General features: G+C 67.1%; 15 protein-coding genes. 10 read left to right on the top strand and 5 right to left on the bottom strand.

From position 1 onward, the window contains the following. Nucleotides 1-10 precede the first annotated feature (10 nt). Nucleotides 11-1687 carry a glycosyltransferase family 39 protein gene (locus tag DIE03_RS11465; protein ID WP_124450320.1) on the bottom strand — a complete coding sequence of 559 codons (1677 nt, stop codon included), beginning with the start codon at nt 1685-1687 and terminating at the stop codon, nt 11-13. Nucleotides 1688-1810: 123 nt separating this feature from the next. After that, on the bottom strand, nt 1811-2185 hold the full coding sequence (locus tag DIE03_RS11460) for an Mth938-like domain-containing protein (protein ID WP_124450318.1): 375 nt from the start codon (nt 2183-2185) through the stop codon (nt 1811-1813). A gap of 315 nt (nt 2186-2500) precedes the next feature. On the opposite strand from DIE03_RS11460, the gene DIE03_RS11455 reads away from it, so the two are divergent. The 6 genes from DIE03_RS11455 (at nt 2501) to DIE03_RS11430 (ending at nt 8834) form a co-directional block, all read left to right on the top strand. Further along, a complete protein-coding gene (locus DIE03_RS11455) occupies nt 2501-3739 on the top strand; it encodes a pyridoxal phosphate-dependent aminotransferase (RefSeq protein ID WP_124450316.1) in 1239 nt (412 codons plus the stop codon). 53 nt (nt 3740-3792) lie between these two features. Beyond that, nucleotides 3793-5121 carry a homoserine dehydrogenase gene (locus DIE03_RS11450; protein WP_124450314.1) on the top strand — a complete coding sequence of 443 codons (1329 nt, stop codon included), beginning with the start codon at nt 3793-3795 and terminating at the stop codon, nt 5119-5121. A gap of 14 nt (nt 5122-5135) precedes the next feature. Next, entirely contained in the window at nt 5136-6587 is a 1452-nt protein-coding gene (thrC, locus tag DIE03_RS11445; protein WP_124450312.1) for a threonine synthase, read from the top strand. 234 nt (nt 6588-6821) lie between these two features. Continuing rightward, entirely contained in the window at nt 6822-8069 is a 1248-nt protein-coding gene (gene glp, locus DIE03_RS11440; protein ID WP_124450310.1) for a gephyrin-like molybdotransferase Glp, read from the top strand. 19 nt (nt 8070-8088) lie between these two features. Beyond that, a complete protein-coding gene (gene moaD / locus DIE03_RS11435) occupies nt 8089-8346 on the top strand; it encodes a molybdopterin converting factor subunit 1 (protein ID WP_012328655.1) in 258 nt (85 codons plus the stop codon). 11 nt (nt 8347-8357) lie between these two features. After that, nucleotides 8358-8834, top strand: coding sequence for a molybdenum cofactor biosynthesis protein MoaE (locus DIE03_RS11430; protein ID WP_124450308.1), 477 nt, complete (start codon nt 8358-8360; stop codon nt 8832-8834). A 72-nt stretch (nt 8835-8906) separates the two neighbouring features. Here the strand turns inward: DIE03_RS11430 and DIE03_RS11425 are convergent, their stop codons facing one another. After that, on the bottom strand, nt 8907-9467 hold the full coding sequence (locus DIE03_RS11425; protein WP_124450306.1) for a group III truncated hemoglobin: 561 nt from the start codon (nt 9465-9467) through the stop codon (nt 8907-8909). Between the two features lie 250 nt (nt 9468-9717). Between DIE03_RS11425 and DIE03_RS11420 the strand changes: the two genes are divergently transcribed. Both DIE03_RS11420 and clpB read left to right on the top strand, forming a co-directional pair. Continuing rightward, nucleotides 9718-10236 (top strand): Rrf2 family transcriptional regulator, encoded by a 519-nt coding sequence (locus tag DIE03_RS11420; RefSeq protein WP_124450304.1) that lies wholly within the window; start codon nt 9718-9720, stop codon nt 10234-10236. Nucleotides 10237-10393: 157 nt separating this feature from the next. Continuing rightward, nucleotides 10394-12991, top strand: a complete 2598-nt coding sequence (gene clpB, locus DIE03_RS11415; RefSeq protein WP_124450301.1) for an ATP-dependent chaperone ClpB — start codon at nt 10394-10396, stop codon at nt 12989-12991. Nucleotides 12992-13109: 118 nt separating this feature from the next. On the opposite strand, the gene DIE03_RS11410 is transcribed toward clpB, so the two are convergent. Then, on the bottom strand, nt 13110-13541 hold the full coding sequence (locus tag DIE03_RS11410; RefSeq protein ID WP_124450299.1) for a YidB family protein: 432 nt from the start codon (nt 13539-13541) through the stop codon (nt 13110-13112). A gap of 88 nt (nt 13542-13629) precedes the next feature. Further along, on the bottom strand, nt 13630-14229 hold the full coding sequence (locus DIE03_RS11405; protein ID WP_124450297.1) for a helix-hairpin-helix domain-containing protein: 600 nt from the start codon (nt 14227-14229) through the stop codon (nt 13630-13632). 286 nt (nt 14230-14515) lie between these two features. Between DIE03_RS11405 and DIE03_RS11400 the strand changes: the two genes are divergently transcribed. Beyond that, the gene (locus tag DIE03_RS11400) at nt 14516-14977 is read left to right on the top strand and encodes a MerR family transcriptional regulator (protein WP_124450295.1); all 462 of its coding nucleotides are present in this window, start codon (nt 14516-14518) and stop codon (nt 14975-14977) included. Next, nucleotides 14961-15395: a carboxymuconolactone decarboxylase family protein gene (locus DIE03_RS11395; RefSeq protein ID WP_124450293.1), complete on the top strand. Its 435-nt coding sequence runs from the start codon at nt 14961-14963 to the stop codon at nt 15393-15395. Before DIE03_RS11400 ends, DIE03_RS11395 begins: the two co-directional genes overlap by 17 nt. Nucleotides 15396-15408 lie beyond the last annotated feature (13 nt).

Genomic DNA, 15408 nt, shown 5'->3' with positions numbered 1-15408 from the left:
ATGGGCGTCCTTACGATTGCGGTTTCTCGACGATCACGCGGCGGTTGTCGCGCGCGACCACGCGCATCGGCACGCCCTGCTTGACCAGCGTGTCGTACTGGCCGGGCGGCATGATCGCGAGTGCATGGGTTTCCTGCTTCCAGCGCGTGACCCATTCGTCGACCGTCGGAATCCATTTGTTCGGCTCCATCGAGATCCCGAACGCGAGCTCGTCCTGGCGCTGGACCATGATCGTCGTGTGGCCCATGTAGAACGGGAACGTGTGGTCGAGCATCTCGACCGAATAGAACGGCGTGTCGGGCGGCAGTTTCGCCAGTTCGGCGCGCACGGCGGGCGCGAGCAGCGCGCCCGAGCTGTAGCGGCCGAATTCGTCGTGCCCGGTGCCGCCGATCGTGCCGAACGCGAGCCAGGCGGCGCCGAACGCGGCGATCGCGGCCGCGACGCCCGTGCGGCGGTTCAGCCACGCGGCCGCGAGCGTCAGCGCGGCCGAGACCGCGAGGCCCGCGTACAGCCACATCTGGAACGCGCGGTACAGCGCGTTCGGCGTACGGGCATCGCCCAGGTACGCGAGGAAGATGATCCCGAACGCCGCGGCGACGAAGAACACGAGGTAGCCGAGCAGGTGGCGGCGGAACCGGTCGGCCGTCATCAGCGGCAGGTACGCGCCGATGATCAGCGCGAGCGCCGGCGCGACCGGCAGCACGTACGAGATCAGCTTCGAGTGCGACGTGCTGAAGAACAGGAAGATGAAGGCGCTCCAGATCAGCAGCACCAGCATCGGCGAGAAGCCGTTCGGCTGGCGCGGCATCCGCAGCGCATGGCGGATGCTCTGCCACGCGACCGACAGCCACGGCAGGAAGCCGACCAGCAGCACCGGTACGAAGTAGTACACCGGGCCCGGGCGGTTCTGTTCCGGGGTCAGGTACCGGCGGAACTGCTGGACGATGAAGAAGAAGTTGAAGAATTCGGGGTTGCGCTGCTGGACGAGCACGAACCACGGCGTGACGATCGCGAAGAAGATCACGAGGCCGCTGACGAGGTACAGGCGCTTCCACAGTGCCCAGTCGCGCGCGATCAGCGTATAGAGCACGAGCACGGCGCCGGGCAGGATCAGCCCGACGAGGCCCTTGGACAGCACCGCGAACGCCATCGCGGCCCAGCATGCCCACATCCAGCCGCGCACGGCGGCCGGGCGCAGCCCGGGCTGTTGCGCGAGCAGCAGCGAGCAGAGCGACAGCGCCATCCAGAACGCGAGCCCCATGTCGAGCGCGTTGAAGTGGCCCATCAGGTTCCAGTACGGCGAGCTCGCGAGCACGACGGCCGCGAGGAAGCCCGACAGCGGGTTGAACAGGCGCGCGCCGGTGTAGCCGACGAGCAGGATGCCGGCGAAGCTCGCGACGGCCGTGTAGAGGCGCGCCTGCCATTCGCCGATGCCGAACCACGCGAACGTGAGCGCATTCAGCCAGGTCTGCAGCGGCGGCTTCTCGAAGTACTTGTAGCCGTTGTAGCGCGGCGTGATCCAGTCGCCGGTGACGAACATCTCGCGCGCCATCTCCGCGTAGCGGCCTTCGTCGCTCGGGATCAGGTGGCGCAGCCCGAGCGGCGCGAACCAGACGATCGCGAGCGCGACGAGCAGGAGGACGAGCGTGATGCGATTGAGCGGTAGCCTCGACGGCGTATCGTTCATGGATTTTCAGCCTGTTGGTTGTTGTGACGGGCCGCCGGCGGGTTGCGCCGGGGCGGGCGGCCTGGCCGGGCCGATCGAAGGGATCGACCCGTTGCGCCGGCCCGAGTTTTACCGCATCCGGGATTAACGTTCAATTAAGAGCGCGGCGGCGACTTTGCGGCCCTCGGCCATCAGGATGTTGTAGGTGCGGCAGGCCGCCTGGAAATCCATCGTCTCGACGCCGATCCGCTTGGCCGTGAGCGCCGCGACGAGGCGCGGGTGCGGGAAGCGCAGCCGCGCGCCGCTGCCGAAGATCACGAGCTCGGGCGTCGGATCGAGCAGCATCGCGAAATGCTCCGGCGCGAGCGCGTCGAACGACGCCACGGGCCATGCCCGGACCGGCGCGCCGGGCAGCACGATGACGCTCGTTTCATGGCGTTCGAGATTGACGTCGACGTAATCGGGGCCGTAGCCGGTGACGGTGTTGAGCGCGCCGCTCGTGTCCTGGTGCAGTTTCAAATCGGTATTCCGCGGTTCCGAGGGGAATGGTTCGCAGGGCCGAAGCGGCCCGGATGGCCGGTTTCACGCGCCTGGCCGCGCGGGGACGCCTGACGGCGCGGGCCCGGCGCGGCTATGGTGCATTGCGAAAGTCGGCCAAAATCCGCTAAATTATAACTTTTTGGTCGCCCCCGGGCGCCACTTGCGTCGTGCGTCGCCACAAGCCGCGTCCGACCGCCCGCTTTTTCCCAGTCTAGACAGCGCGCACAGACCGGCCGCTTTCCAGTTTTGATCCCGTCCCCCCGGCCGCAAGGCCAACCCAGGAACCGTGTCGTCGTGAAACCGATTCAGAAGTCGAACAAGCTGCTCAACGTCTGCTACGACATCCGTGGCCCGGTGCTCGAGCACGCGAAGCGCCTCGAGGAAGAAGGCCACCGCATCATCAAGCTGAACATCGGCAACCTCGCGCCGTTCGGTTTCGACGCGCCGGACGAGATCATCCAGGACATGATCCGCAACCTGCCGGCGTCGTCCGGCTATTCGGATTCGAAGGGCGTGTTCTCGGCGCGCAAGGCCGTGATGCACTACACGCAGGAAAAGGGCGTCGTGGGCGTCGGCCTCGACGACATCTACATCGGCAACGGCGCGTCCGAGCTGATCGTGATGGCGACCCAGGCGCTGCTGAACGACGGCGACGAAGTGCTGCTGCCCGCGCCCGATTACCCGCTGTGGACGGCGGCCGTGAGCCTGTCGGGCGGCACGCCCGTGCACTACGTGTGCGACGAGCAGAATGCGTGGATGCCCGATCTCGACGACATCCGCAGCAAGATCACGCCGAACACGAAGGCGATCGTCGTGATCAACCCGAACAACCCGACGGGCGCGCTTTATTCCGACGAATTGCTGCTCGAGCTGATCGACATCGCGCGCCAGCACGGGCTGATCGTGTTTGCCGACGAGGTCTACGACAAGATCGTCTACGACGGCCTCGAGCACACGGCGATGGGGGCGCTGTCGGAAGACGTGATCACCGTCACGTTCAACAGCCTGTCGAAGAGCTATCGCTCGTGCGGCTACCGCGCGGGCTGGATGGCCGTGTCGGGCCTCGGCGGCGACAACCGCCGGCGCGCGAAGGATTACCTCGAGGGGCTCGGCATCCTGTCGTCGATGCGCCTGTGCGCGAACGTGCCCGGCCAGTTCGCGATCCAGACGGCGCTCGGCGGCTACCAGAGCATCAACGAGCTGATCGTGCCGAGCGGGCGCCTGTACAAGCAGCGCGAGCTCGCGTACGACATGCTGACGTCGATCCCGGGCGTGACCTGCGTGAAGCCGCAGGCCGCGCTGTACATGTTCCCGCGCCTCGACCCGAAGCTCTACCCGATCCAGAACGACCAGCAATTCATTCTCGACCTGTTGCTCGAAGAGCGCGTGCTGCTGGTGCAGGGCACGGGTTTCAACTGGGCGACGCCGGACCACTTCCGCGTGGTCTTCCTGCCGAACCTCGACGACCTGACCGATTCGATCAACCGGATCGCACGCTTCCTCGACGGCTACCGCAAGCGCCATTCGGTCTGAGCGGGCAGCGTCACACGGAATTCACTACTACTTACTCATCGATCACACGCAGCATGGAACCGATCAAAGTTGGCCTGTTGGGCTTCGGCACGGTGGGCAGCGGCACCTTCACGGTGCTGCGCCGCAACCAGGAAGAAATCAAGCGACGCGCGGGGCGCGGCATCGAGGTGGCGCGCATTGCCGTGCGCAACCCGGCCAAGGCGCAGGCTGCGCTCGGCGGTGACGCCGCCGCCGCACAGATCACCGACGACTTCAATGCAGTCGTCGACGATCCGTCGATCGCGATCATCGCCGAGATGATCGGCGGCACGGGCATCGCGCGCGAGCTCGTGCTGCGCGCGATCGCGAACGGCAAGCACGTCGTGACGGCGAACAAGGCGCTGCTCGCGGTGCACGGCACCGAGATCTTCGAAGCCGCGCGCGAGAAGGGCGTGATGGTCGCGTTCGAAGCGGCCGTCGCCGGCGGCATCCCGATCATCAAGGCGCTGCGCGAAGGCCTGACCGCGAACCGCATCCAGTACATCGCGGGCATCATCAACGGCACGACCAACTACATCCTGTCGGAAATGCGCGACCGCGGGCTCGACTTCGCGACCGCGCTGAAGGCCGCGCAGGAACTCGGCTACGCGGAAGCCGATCCGACCTTCGACATCGAAGGCGTCGACGCCGCGCACAAGGCGACGATCATGAGCGCGATCGCGTTCGGCGTGCCGGTGCAGTTCGACCGTGCCTACGTCGAAGGCATCAGCAAGCTCGACGCGACCGACATCCGCTACGCGGAAGAGCTCGGCTACCGGATCAAGCTGCTCGGCATCACGCGCCGCGCCGAAAACGGCATCGAGCTGCGCGTGCACCCGACGCTGATCCCCGAGAAGCGCCTGCTCGCGAACGTCGAGGGGGCGATGAACGCGGTCGTCGTGCACGGCGACGCGGTCGGCACGACGCTGTACTACGGCAAGGGCGCGGGCGCGGAGCCGACCGCATCGGCCGTGGTCGCGGATCTCGTCGACGTCACGCGCCTGCATACGGCCGACCCGGAGCATCGCGTGCCGCATCTCGCGTTCCAGCCGGACAGCCTGTCGAACACGCCGATCTTGCCGATCGAGGAAGTGACGAGCGGCTATTACCTGCGCCTGCGCGTGGCCGACCAGACCGGCGTGCTCGCCGCCATCACGCGCATCCTCGCCGAATCGGGCATCTCGATCGACGCGCTGCTGCAGAAGGAGTCGGAGCAGGTCGACGGTGCGAACGGCGAAACCGACATCATCCTGATCACGCACGAAACGGTCGAGAAGAACGTCAATGCGGCGATCGCGCAAATCGAGAGCCTCGCGACGGTCGTGTCGAAGGTGACGAAGCTGCGCATGGAAGCGCTGAACTGAGGACGGAAGGCGACATGAACTACATCTCCACGCGCGGCGCCGGCATCGGCGAGCGCCATACGTTCTCCGACATCCTGCTCGGCGGCCTCGCAAAGGACGGCGGGCTCTACCTGCCGGCCGAGTATCCGAAGGTGTCCGCCGACGAGCTCGCGCGCTGGCGCACGCTGTCGTACGCGGATCTCGCGTTCGAGATCCTGTCGAAGTTCTGCGACGACGTGCCGGCCGACGACCTGCGCGCGATCACGCGCCGCACGTACACGGCCGCCGTGTACAGCAACACGCGCCACGGCGAGAACGCGTCCGACATCACGCCGCTGAAGACGCTCGGCACCGAGAACGGCGCGGCGCTGTCGCTGCTCGAACTGTCGAACGGCCCGACGCTCGCGTTCAAGGACATGGCGATGCAGCTGCTCGGCAACCTGTTCGAGTACACGCTCGCGAAGCACGGCGAAGCGCTGAACATCCTCGGCGCGACGTCCGGCGACACGGGCAGCGCGGCCGAGTACGCAATGCGCGGCAAGGCCGGCGTGCGCGTGTTCATGCTGTCGCCGCACAAGAAGATGAGCGCGTTCCAGACGGCGCAGATGTTCAGCCTGCAGGATCCGAACATCTTCAACCTCGCGGTCGAAGGCGTGTTCGACGACTGCCAGGACATCGTGAAGGCCGTGTCGAACGATCACGCGTTCAAGGCACAGCAGAAGATCGGCACGGTCAATTCGATCAACTGGGCGCGCGTCGTTGCGCAGGTCGTGTACTACTTCAAGGGCTACTTTGCGGCGACGCAGTCCAACGACGAGCGCGTGTCGTTCACGGTGCCGTCGGGCAACTTCGGCAACGTCTGCGCGGGCCACATCGCGCGGATGATGGGGCTGCCGATCGCGAAGCTCGTGGTCGCGACCAACGAGAACGACGTGCTCGACGAGTTCTTCCGCACCGGTGCGTATCGCGTGCGCAGCGCCGAGAACACGTATCACACCAGCAGCCCGAGCATGGACATCTCGAAGGCGTCGAACTTCGAGCGCTTCGTGTTCGACCTGCTCGGCCGCGATCCGGCGCGCGTGATGCAGCTGTTCCGCGACGTCGAGGAAAAGGGCGGCTTCGATCTCGCGGCGAGCGGCGATTTCGCGCGCGTCGCCGAGTTCGGCTTCGTATCGGGCCGCAGCAGCCACACCGACCGCATCGCGACGATCCGCGACGTGTTCTCGCGCTACGACACGATGATCGACACGCACACGGCCGACGGCGTGAAGGTCGCACGCGAGCACCTGGATGCCGGCGTGCCGATGGTCGTGCTCGAGACGGCTCAGCCGATCAAGTTCGGCGAGACGATCCGCGAGGCGCTCGATCGCGAAGCCGAGCGGCCGGCCGCGTTCGACGGGCTCGAGTCGCTGCCGCAGCGCTTCGAGGTCGTGAAGGCCGATGCCCAGCAGGTGAAGGACTTCATCGTCGCTCACACGGGCGCGTGACGCACGGCCGGGCCAGCAGGCCCGGCTGCGCAGGACGGCCGGAATGCCGATTCGTCGAACGGATCGGGGTTCCGGCCGTTTCAATTGGCGCGCGGGCATCGCCTGTCGCGCGAAACAAGTGCCAGACCCGCGCGTTCGCGCCGATCACAGTTTTCGCATGTCCGCCATATTGCGCGCCCGTGCGACGGCGTCGCTACAATGACGTATTGACTTCAACGATCCCCGATTCCATCGATGTCGAACCCGAATCCCGCGGCGCCGCGCGCGCCGATGCTGTCGACCGCCGAGGCGCTCGCCGCGCTGCTCGATGCCGCGAAGCCGCTGCCCGGCGCCGAAACCGTCGCCACGCTCGATGCGCTCGGCCGCGTGCTGGCCGCCGACGTGAGTTCGCCGCTCGACGTGCCGCCGATGCATACGAGCGCGATGGACGGCTATGCGGTGCGCGTCGCCGACCTGCTGCACGGCGATCGGCGGTTGCCGGTGTCGCAGCGCATTCCGGCCGGCCATCCGGCTCAACCGCTCGCGGCCGGCACGGCTGCGCGGATCTTCACCGGAGCCTCGGTGCCGGCCGGCGCCGATGCGGTCGTGATGCAGGAGCAGGCATCGGCCGACGGCGACGCCGTCGAGATCCTGCACACGCCGAAGGCCGGCGAGTGGATCACCGCGCAGGGCGCGGACATCCGCCAGGGTTCGGTGATCCTGCCGGCCGGCACGCGGCTCACGCCGCAGGCGCTCGGCCTCGCCGCATCGGTCGGCTGCGCGCAGCTGTCGGTGGCTCGGCGGATCCGCGTCGCGGTGTTCTTCACCGGCGACGAACTGACGATGCCCGGCGAGCCGCTGAAGCCTGGCGCGATCTACAACTCGAACCGCTTCACGGTGCGCGGGCTGCTGGAGCGGCTCGGCTGCCACGTGACCGACTACGGGATCGTGCCCGACTCGCTCGCCGCGACGCGCGACACACTGCGCGAGGCCGCGCGCAATCACGACGTGATCCTGACGAGCGGCGGCGTATCGGTCGGCGACGAGGATCACGTGAAGCCGGCCGTCGAGGCCGAAGGGCGGCTCGCGCTGTGGCAGATCGCGATGAAGCCGGGCAAGCCGCTCGCGTATGGCGCGGTGCGTCGCGGCGACGAGCGCGCCGATGCGCACTTCATCGGGCTGCCCGGCAATCCCGTATCGAGCTTCGTCACGTTCCTGCTGTTCGTGCGGCCGTTCCTGCTGCGTCTGTCCGGCGTGCGTGACGTCGCGCCGCGCGCGCTGTCGCTGCGGGCGGACTTTTCGCAAAGCAAGGGCGACCGGCGCAACGAATTCCTGCGTGCGCGCGTGAACGCGGCCGGCGGCCTCGACCTGTTCCCGAACCAGAGCTCGGCGGTGCTGACGTCGACGGTCTGGGGCGACGGCCTGATCGACAATCCGCCGCAGCACGCGATCAGCGCCGGCGAGACCGTGCGTTTCATTCCGTTTTCCGAACTGCTGTCGTAACGCGACGGCTTCCCGAACCATGAAGATTCAGCTGAAATTTTTTGCAAGCGTGCGCGAGGCACTGGGCGTCGCCGATGAAGAGGCAAACGTGCCGGACAGCGTGACGACCGTCGGCGACGTGCGCGCGTGGCTGCGCGTGCGCGGCGGCGCGTGGGCCGAGACGCTCGCCGAAGGGCGCGCGCTGCGCATGGCGTGCAACCACGAGATGACCGATCCCGACACGCGGCTCACCGAAGGCTGCGAGGTCGCGTTCTTTCCGCCGGTGACGGGCGGTTGAGAGGGCGTGCGATGGCAACGGTACGAGTCCAGGCAGACGATTTCGATCTGAATGCGGAAGTCGCGGCATTGCGCGCGCGCAACCCGAAGATCGGCGCGCTCGCGTGCTTCGTCGGCACGGTGCGCGACCTGAACGAAGGCGACTCGATCGCCGCGCTGGAGCTCGAGCACTATCCGGGGATGACCGAGAAGGCGCTCGAGAAGATCGCCGCGGAGGCCTCCCGGCGCTGGCCGGGCATCGACGTCGCGATCGTGCATCGCGTCGGCAGGCTGCTGCCGCTCGACCAGATCGTGATGGTCGCGACGGTCGCGTCGCATCGCGGCGATGCGTTCGCGTCGTGCGAGTTCGTGATGGACTATCTGAAGACCGAGGCGCCGTTCTGGAAGAAGGAAACGACGCCGGACGGCGAGCGCTGGGTCGATGCGCGCAGCACCGACGATGCCGCGCTCGCGCGCTGGGGTGTCGAGTCGGGCAATACGCCGCGCTGAACACGGCATCGGGACGGACGGTGCGGCCATGTGCCGCAGGCGGCACGCGTGCCTGGCGCCACGGGCCGCGCGTTACGCGTCCGGATCGACGCTGCGCCCGATGATCTTCGTCGGAAACGGCTCGCCGCGGGTACGCGACAGCGACGCGTGCGGAGCGTCGTTCGCGTCGCGGCGGCGCGGCGCGATCGCGTCGAGCAGTGCCTGCTGCTCGGGCGGAATCCGGTAGTCCCAGCCGAACCGGCTCAACTGCAGGCTCTGCGCGATCCGCAGCGCGGGCTCCATGAAGCGGATCGCCGCGGGCGGCGCGTAGCGCGCCTCGACGGTCTTCAGGAACAGCGACAGCCAGCGGCTGAAATGGGCCGGCTCGATCCCGTCGAGCGGCTGGTGCGCCTGCTGCACGTTGCCGCGATAGCCCTTGGTGCCGAGCACTAGGCTCGACCAGAACGTGACCATCTTCGGCAGGTGGTCGTCCCAGCGGCCGGCCAGCTTCGCGTCGAACACGGGCCCGAGCAGCGGATCGGCGCGCACGCGGTCGTAGAACGCGTAGACGAGATCGCGGATGTTGTCTTCGGTCGGCTCGGTGTCGCGAGGGCGGGCCGGTGCGGTGTCGGGCGAGGCGGGCAGGGCAGTCATGGCAAAAAGGGGCCGGTAGATCGGGGGCGCCGACGGGCGTGGCGTGGGTGTCAGGCAGGACGCCGGTCGGATTTTGACGCAAAATAGCGTCCAATACCCGCTGAAAACGTGTAACTGTCACGCATCTTATTGCGCGCACGCGATCCCGGCAACCCGGGGCGCGGAACGGGACCGTCGGCCGGTCCCGCGGGCACCGCGATCGGCCCGCCTCACGTCATCGGAACACGTTCGCTCACTTCCGTATTCGCTCATGAGACTCACCGACTACACCGACTATTCGCTGCGCGTGATGCTGTACCTTGCGGTACGCGGAGAGGGGCTCGCGACGATCCAGGAGATCTCGGATGCCTACGGCATCTCGAAGAACCATCTGATGAAAGTCGTGCAGCAGCTCGGCGAGCTGGGATGGGTCGACACGGTTCGCGGCCGCAATGGCGGGCTGCGGCTCTTCCCGCAATCGCTGCAGCTGACGGTCGGCCAGGTCGTGCGCGCGACCGAGAGCGACTTCGCGCTGGTCGGTTGCTTTTTGACCGACAGCGGCGAATCGCGCGGCTGCGTGATCGAGCCGCAGTGCCGCCTGAAGGGGGTGCTGGCGGCCGCGCGCGACGCGTTCTTCGCCGAACTCGACCGTCACCGGCTCAGTGAACTCGTCGAGCCCGCGTCGCCGATCGCGGCGCTGCTCGGTATCCGTCCGGTTGCGCTCGTGCGTGCCGAAGCGCCGCCGGACGACGCGCCGGCGACCGTCGAGCCGCCGTCGGCGGCCGGCTGACACGCAGGCGCCGCGCCCCGCGATCCGCGCGCGGCCCGTCCAGGAGCCGCTTCCAGTCAATCCAGCAATTTTTGCGCTGAATCAACCCGAATTTCGCTTGAAAGCCGCATAACCATCCTCATCTTGGTGTTAATCGAAAATTGGAGGTCTCGACTAAATGAGAATCGACAAGCTCACCACCAAGTTCCAGGAAGCACTCGCGGACGCGCAAAGCCTCGCGGCAGGCCGCGACAATCAATACATCGAACCCGTTCACGTCCTCGCGGCGCTGGTCGCGCAGCAGGACGGTTCCGCGCGCTCGCTGATGTCGCGCGCGGGCGTTCACATTCAGGCGCTGCAAGGCGCGCTGAACGAAGCCATCTCGCGCCTGCCGCAAGTGACGGGCACGGGCGGCGACATCCAGATCGGCCGTGAACTGGCCGGGCTGCTGAACCAGGCCGACAAGGAAGCGCAGAAGCTCAACGACACGTTCATCGCGAGCGAAATGTTCCTGCTCGCCGTGTCCGACGACAAGGGCGAAGCCGGCAAGCTCGCGCGTCAGCACGGCCTCACGCGCAAGGCGCTCGAAGCCGCGATCGCCGCGGTGCGCGGCGGCTCGCAGGTGCATAGCCAGGACGCGGAAAGCCAGCGCGAGGCGCTGAAGAAATACACGGTCGACCTGACCGAGCGCGCGCGTGCGGGCAAGCTCGACCCGGTGATCGGCCGCGACGACGAAATCCGCCGCTCGATCCAGATCCTGCAGCGCCGCACGAAGAACAACCCGGTGCTGATCGGCGAGCCGGGTGTCGGCAAGACCGCGATCGTCGAAGGGCTCGCGCAACGGATCGTCAACGGCGAGGTGCCGGAGACGCTGAAGGGCAAGCGCGTGCTGTCGCTCGACATGGCCGCGCTGCTCGCCGGTGCGAAGTACCGCGGCGAATTCGAGGAGCGCCTGAAGGCCGTGCTGAACGACATCGCGAAGGACGAAGGCCAGACGATCGTCTTCATCGACGAAATCCACACGATGGTCGGCGCGGGCAAGGCCGAAGGCGCGATGGACGCGGGCAACATGCTGAAGCCGGCGCTGTCGCGCGGCGAGCTGCACTGCATCGGCGCGACCACGCTCGACGAATACCGCAAGTACATCGAGAAGGACGCCGCGCTCGAGCGCCGCTTCCAGAAGGTGCTCGTCGACGAGCCGAGCGTCGAGGCGACGATCGCGATCCTGCGCGGGCTGCAGGAGAAGTACGAACTGCATCACGGCGTCGACATCACCGACCCGGCGATCGTCGCCGCGGCCGAGCTGTCGCACCGCTACATCACCGACCGCTTCCTGCCCGACAAGGCCATCGACCTGATCGACGAAGCCGCTTCGAAGATCAAGATGGAAATCGATTCGAAGCCCGAAGAGATGGACAAGCTCGACCGCCGGCTGATCCAGCTGAAGATCGAGCGCGAAGCCGTGAAGAAGGAGCAGGACGAAGCGTCGCAGAAGCGCCTGCAGCTGATCGAGGAAGAGATCGACCGCCTCGGCCGCGAGTACGCGGACCTGGAAGAGATCTGGACCGCCGAGAAGGCCGCGGTGCAGGGCAGCGCACAGCTCAAGGAAGAAATCGAGAAGGTGCGGGCGGACATCGCGCGGCTGCAGCGTGACGGCAAGCTGGAGAAGGTCGCCGAGCTGCAGTACGGCAAGCTGCCGCAGCTCGAGGCGCAGCTGAAGCAGGTCACGCAGGCCGAAGAGCAGGAGCAGCACAGCCCGACGCGTCCGCGCCTGTTGCGCACGCAGGTCGGTGCCGAGGAAATCGCTGAAGTCGTGTCGCGTTCGACGGGGATTCCCGTGTCGCGGATGATGCAGGGCGAACGCGAGAAGCTGCTGCACATCGAGGAAAAGCTGCACGAGCGCGTGGTCGGCCAGCATGAGGCGATCGGCGCGGTGGCCGACGCGATCCGCCGTTCGCGTGCGGGTCTCGCCGATCCGAACCGTCCGTACGGCTCGTTCCTGTTCCTCGGCCCGACGGGTGTCGGCAAGACCGAGCTGTGCAAGGCGCTGGCGTCGTTCCTGTTCGACTCGGAAGAGCACCTGATCCGCATCGACATGAGCGAGTTCATGGAGAAGCACAGCGTCGCGCGGCTGATCGGCGCGCCGCCGGGCTATGTCGGCTACGAGGAAGGCGGCTACCTGACGGAAGCCGTGCGCCGCAAGCCGTACAGCGTGATCCTGCTCGACGAGATCGAGAAGGCGCACCCGGACGTGTTCAACGTGCTGCTGCAGGTGCTCGACGACGGTCGCATGACGGACGGGCAGGGGCGTACGGTCGACTTCAAGAACACGGTGATCGTGATGACGTCGAACCTCGGCTCGCAGGTGATCCAGGCGATGACGGGCGCGCCGCAGGAAGAGATCAAGGACGCGGTGTGGCTCGAGGTGAAGCAGCATTTCCGCCCCGAGTTCCTGAACCGGATCGACGACGTCGTCGTGTTCCATGCGCTCGACCGCAGCAACATCGAGTCGATCGCGAAGATCCAGCTGGCGCGCCTGCACGACCGGCTCGCGAAGCTCGACATGGCGCTCGACGTGTCGGACGCGGCGCTCGAGCAGATCGGGAAGGTCGGCTACGATCCGCTGTTCGGTGCACGGCCGCTGAAGCGCGCGATCCAGCAGGAGATCGAGAACCCGGTCGCGAAGCTGATCCTCGCCGGCCGCTTCGGTCCGAAGGACGTGATTCCGGTCGACGTCCACGACGGCAAGTTCGTGTTCGACCGCGTCGTGCACTGATCGCCTGCCATCGGTCGCCCGCCCGGCTCACGCCGGGCGCGCAAAAACGAACACCCCGCCTGAAGCGGGGTGTTTGCTTATGGAGCGGCACAACGGGCTGCCGCGCCGGCTGGAATGCTTAGCCCTGCTTGTTGCCGCCGAACATGCCGGCAAGCTGCGTGAGCGTGCCGAGCACGTTCGACGTGTCGACCTGGCCGCCGGCCGGCACTTCGCCGTTCGGCGTCGCGCCGTTGACGACGTGCGGCAGCACCTGCGCGAGAATCGACGAGGCTTGCGACGGATCGATACCGACCTTGCTCGCGAGCGAGCCGACCACGTCCGAGCCAAGCACGTTCTGCAGCGTCTCGCCCGAGATCGGCTGGTTTTCGCCGTTGCCGACCCACGAGCCGATGATGTCGCCGGCGCCGCCTGCCTTGAACTTCTCGATCAGGCCGTTCAGGCCGCCCGGCTGGTTGTTGATGAATTCGAGCGCGGTCGTGATGAGCGCGCTTTGCGAGTTGCCGCCGGCCTGGCCGCCGATCAGACCGCCGACGATGTCGAGGAGACCCATGGTTCTTCACCTTCACTGAAAAGGGCGCCGTGACGACGGCGCCCGTTGAACGAATACCGCGCGCACGCCGTCGCGCGCGCGGCGCACATCAGGCGCCCGACGCCGCGGCGGCGGAGGCTGCCTTGTCCTTCTTGCTCTTCTTCTTCGAACCCTTCGTCGCCTTCGCGGACGACGCGGCGGCCGGTGCGCTCGCACCCGCGTCGGCGGATGCCGCCGCTGCGGCCGCTGCCTTTTCCTTCTTCGACGCGCGCTTCGCCTTCGCCGGTTTCGCCGCCGCATCCGGTGCGCTTGCCGCCGGGGCCGGCGCTGCAGTCGTCGTGCCGGCCGTCGCGGTCGTGGACGTCGATGCGGTGCCGGCAGTCGTCGTGGCCGGTGCGGTTGCGGCCGGCTTCGACAGTTTCACGCCCTTCGGCGGCGTCGACGAGCCGCCGATCGTCAGGCCGTTTTCCTCCAGGTGCCCGACCGATTTCGTGCCGAGGCCCTTCACGCGGTTCGCGAGATCGTCGGCATCCTTGAACGGGCCGTTCTTGGTGCGTTCGTCGATGATCGCCTTCGACTTCACGGGGCCGAGACCCTTCACGGATTCGAGCGCGGCCTGGTCAGCCGAGTTGACTTCGACAGCCGCGGCAAGGCCGGCGGCGAGCGACAGCGACAGCGCGACGAACAGCATCAGCAGCTTTTTCAGCATGGCAAAGGCTCCCTGGTTCTGACGGATGAATGGCTGTTGCAACGGACGGCGGCGCGAGATCGGGCCGGCCGTCGCCGTTAAGCATAGGACAAATGCGTGCCCTTTTTAAGACAGGCTGACCGAATCTTGCTGAAGGCTTGCGGTGCTGTAAAGGCCGAAACCCGTGCCGGGTGCCGGTTTTGACCATTCTTTACGGTGTCGCAGGGCGTGCACGGATCGTCGTTGCGCTGGCCGTTCGATAACGCTTGACTTAGAGTGAACTCTAACTCCTAACCTTGTTCCTGCCATGTCGAAAACCGCATCCCAACCCTCCGCCGCCGGTCCGCTGACGATCGGGCAAGTCGCCGAATTGACGGGCGTGTCCACGCACACGCTGCGGTACTACGAGCAGGCCGGCCTGCTGCGCGCGATTTCGCGCACGGCAGCCGGGCACCGGCTCTATGCACCGGCCGACCTTGCCGGGCTGGCCTTCGTGATGCGCCTGAAGGCGACCGGCATGCCGATCGCGCAGATCCAGGCGTTCGCGGTGCTGCGCGAGCAAGGCGAGTCGACGTTCGGCGCGCGGCGCGACTTGCTGGTCGCGCATCGCGACGCGGTGCGCGCGCATCTCGCGGAGCTGCAGGCGAGCCTCGACGCGATCGGCGACAAGATCGCGTACTACGAGGCGCAGGAACGGGAAACGGAGCGACGGGCGAAACCTTCTCACGCTTTATCGGAACAGGACGGACACCATGGAACGACTCGTTGAGGATCGCTACACGCGCGGCTGGAACAAACTGAAGGAAATCGACGGCGAAGTGGGCGAACGCGTGATCGCGGCGCTCGCGCCGATCGCACCGGACTTCGGGCGGCTCCTGGTCGAGTTCAGCTTCGGCGACATCTACAGCCGGCCGCAGCTCGACCTGAAGGCGCGCGAAATCGCGACGATCGCGGCGCTGGCCGCGCTCGGCAACGCGCAGCCGCAACTGAAGGTGCATATCGAGGCCGCGCTGAACGTCGGTTGCACGCGCGACGAGATCGTCGAGGTGTTCATGCAGATGGCCGTGTATGCGGGGATGCCGGCCGCGCTCAACGCGCTGTTCGCCGCGCACGAAGTGTTCACGCGGCGCGACGAAGCGGCCGGCGTGGCAGGCAACGCGAACGAAGCGGCCGGGCAGGCCGCATGACCGCAGTCGTGCC

Source organism: Burkholderia sp. Bp8992 (assembly GCF_003853705.1).
Classification (GTDB): domain Bacteria; phylum Pseudomonadota; class Gammaproteobacteria; order Burkholderiales; family Burkholderiaceae; genus Burkholderia.
The sequence above is the reverse complement of the archived record's forward strand: the minus strand, read 5'-3'. Positions and strand labels throughout refer to the sequence as shown.

Excerpts from the sequence above, each read along its gene's own strand:
- DIE03_RS11465 (WP_124450320.1), bottom strand. The coding sequence starts at position 1,687 with ATGAACGATACGCCGTCGAGGCTACCGCTCAATCGCATCACGCTCGTC.
- DIE03_RS11450 (WP_124450314.1), top strand. The coding sequence starts at position 3,793 with ATGGAACCGATCAAAGTTGGCCTGTTGGGCTTCGGCACGGTGGGCAGC.
- thrC (WP_124450312.1), top strand. The coding sequence starts at position 5,136 with ATGAACTACATCTCCACGCGCGGCGCCGGCATCGGCGAGCGCCATACG.
- glp (WP_124450310.1), top strand. The coding sequence starts at position 6,822 with ATGTCGAACCCGAATCCCGCGGCGCCGCGCGCGCCGATGCTGTCGACC.
- moaD (WP_012328655.1), top strand. The coding sequence starts at position 8,089 with ATGAAGATTCAGCTGAAATTTTTTGCAAGCGTGCGCGAGGCACTGGGC.
- DIE03_RS11430 (WP_124450308.1), top strand. The coding sequence starts at position 8,358 with ATGGCAACGGTACGAGTCCAGGCAGACGATTTCGATCTGAATGCGGAA.
- DIE03_RS11425 (WP_124450306.1), bottom strand. The coding sequence starts at position 9,467 with ATGACTGCCCTGCCCGCCTCGCCCGACACCGCACCGGCCCGCCCTCGC.
- DIE03_RS11420 (WP_124450304.1), top strand. The coding sequence starts at position 9,718 with ATGAGACTCACCGACTACACCGACTATTCGCTGCGCGTGATGCTGTAC.
- clpB (WP_124450301.1), top strand. The coding sequence starts at position 10,394 with ATGAGAATCGACAAGCTCACCACCAAGTTCCAGGAAGCACTCGCGGAC.
- DIE03_RS11410 (WP_124450299.1), bottom strand. The coding sequence starts at position 13,541 with ATGGGTCTCCTCGACATCGTCGGCGGTCTGATCGGCGGCCAGGCCGGC.
- DIE03_RS11405 (WP_124450297.1), bottom strand. The coding sequence starts at position 14,229 with ATGCTGAAAAAGCTGCTGATGCTGTTCGTCGCGCTGTCGCTGTCGCTC.
- DIE03_RS11400 (WP_124450295.1), top strand. The coding sequence starts at position 14,516 with ATGTCGAAAACCGCATCCCAACCCTCCGCCGCCGGTCCGCTGACGATC.
- DIE03_RS11395 (WP_124450293.1), top strand. The coding sequence starts at position 14,961 with ATGGAACGACTCGTTGAGGATCGCTACACGCGCGGCTGGAACAAACTG.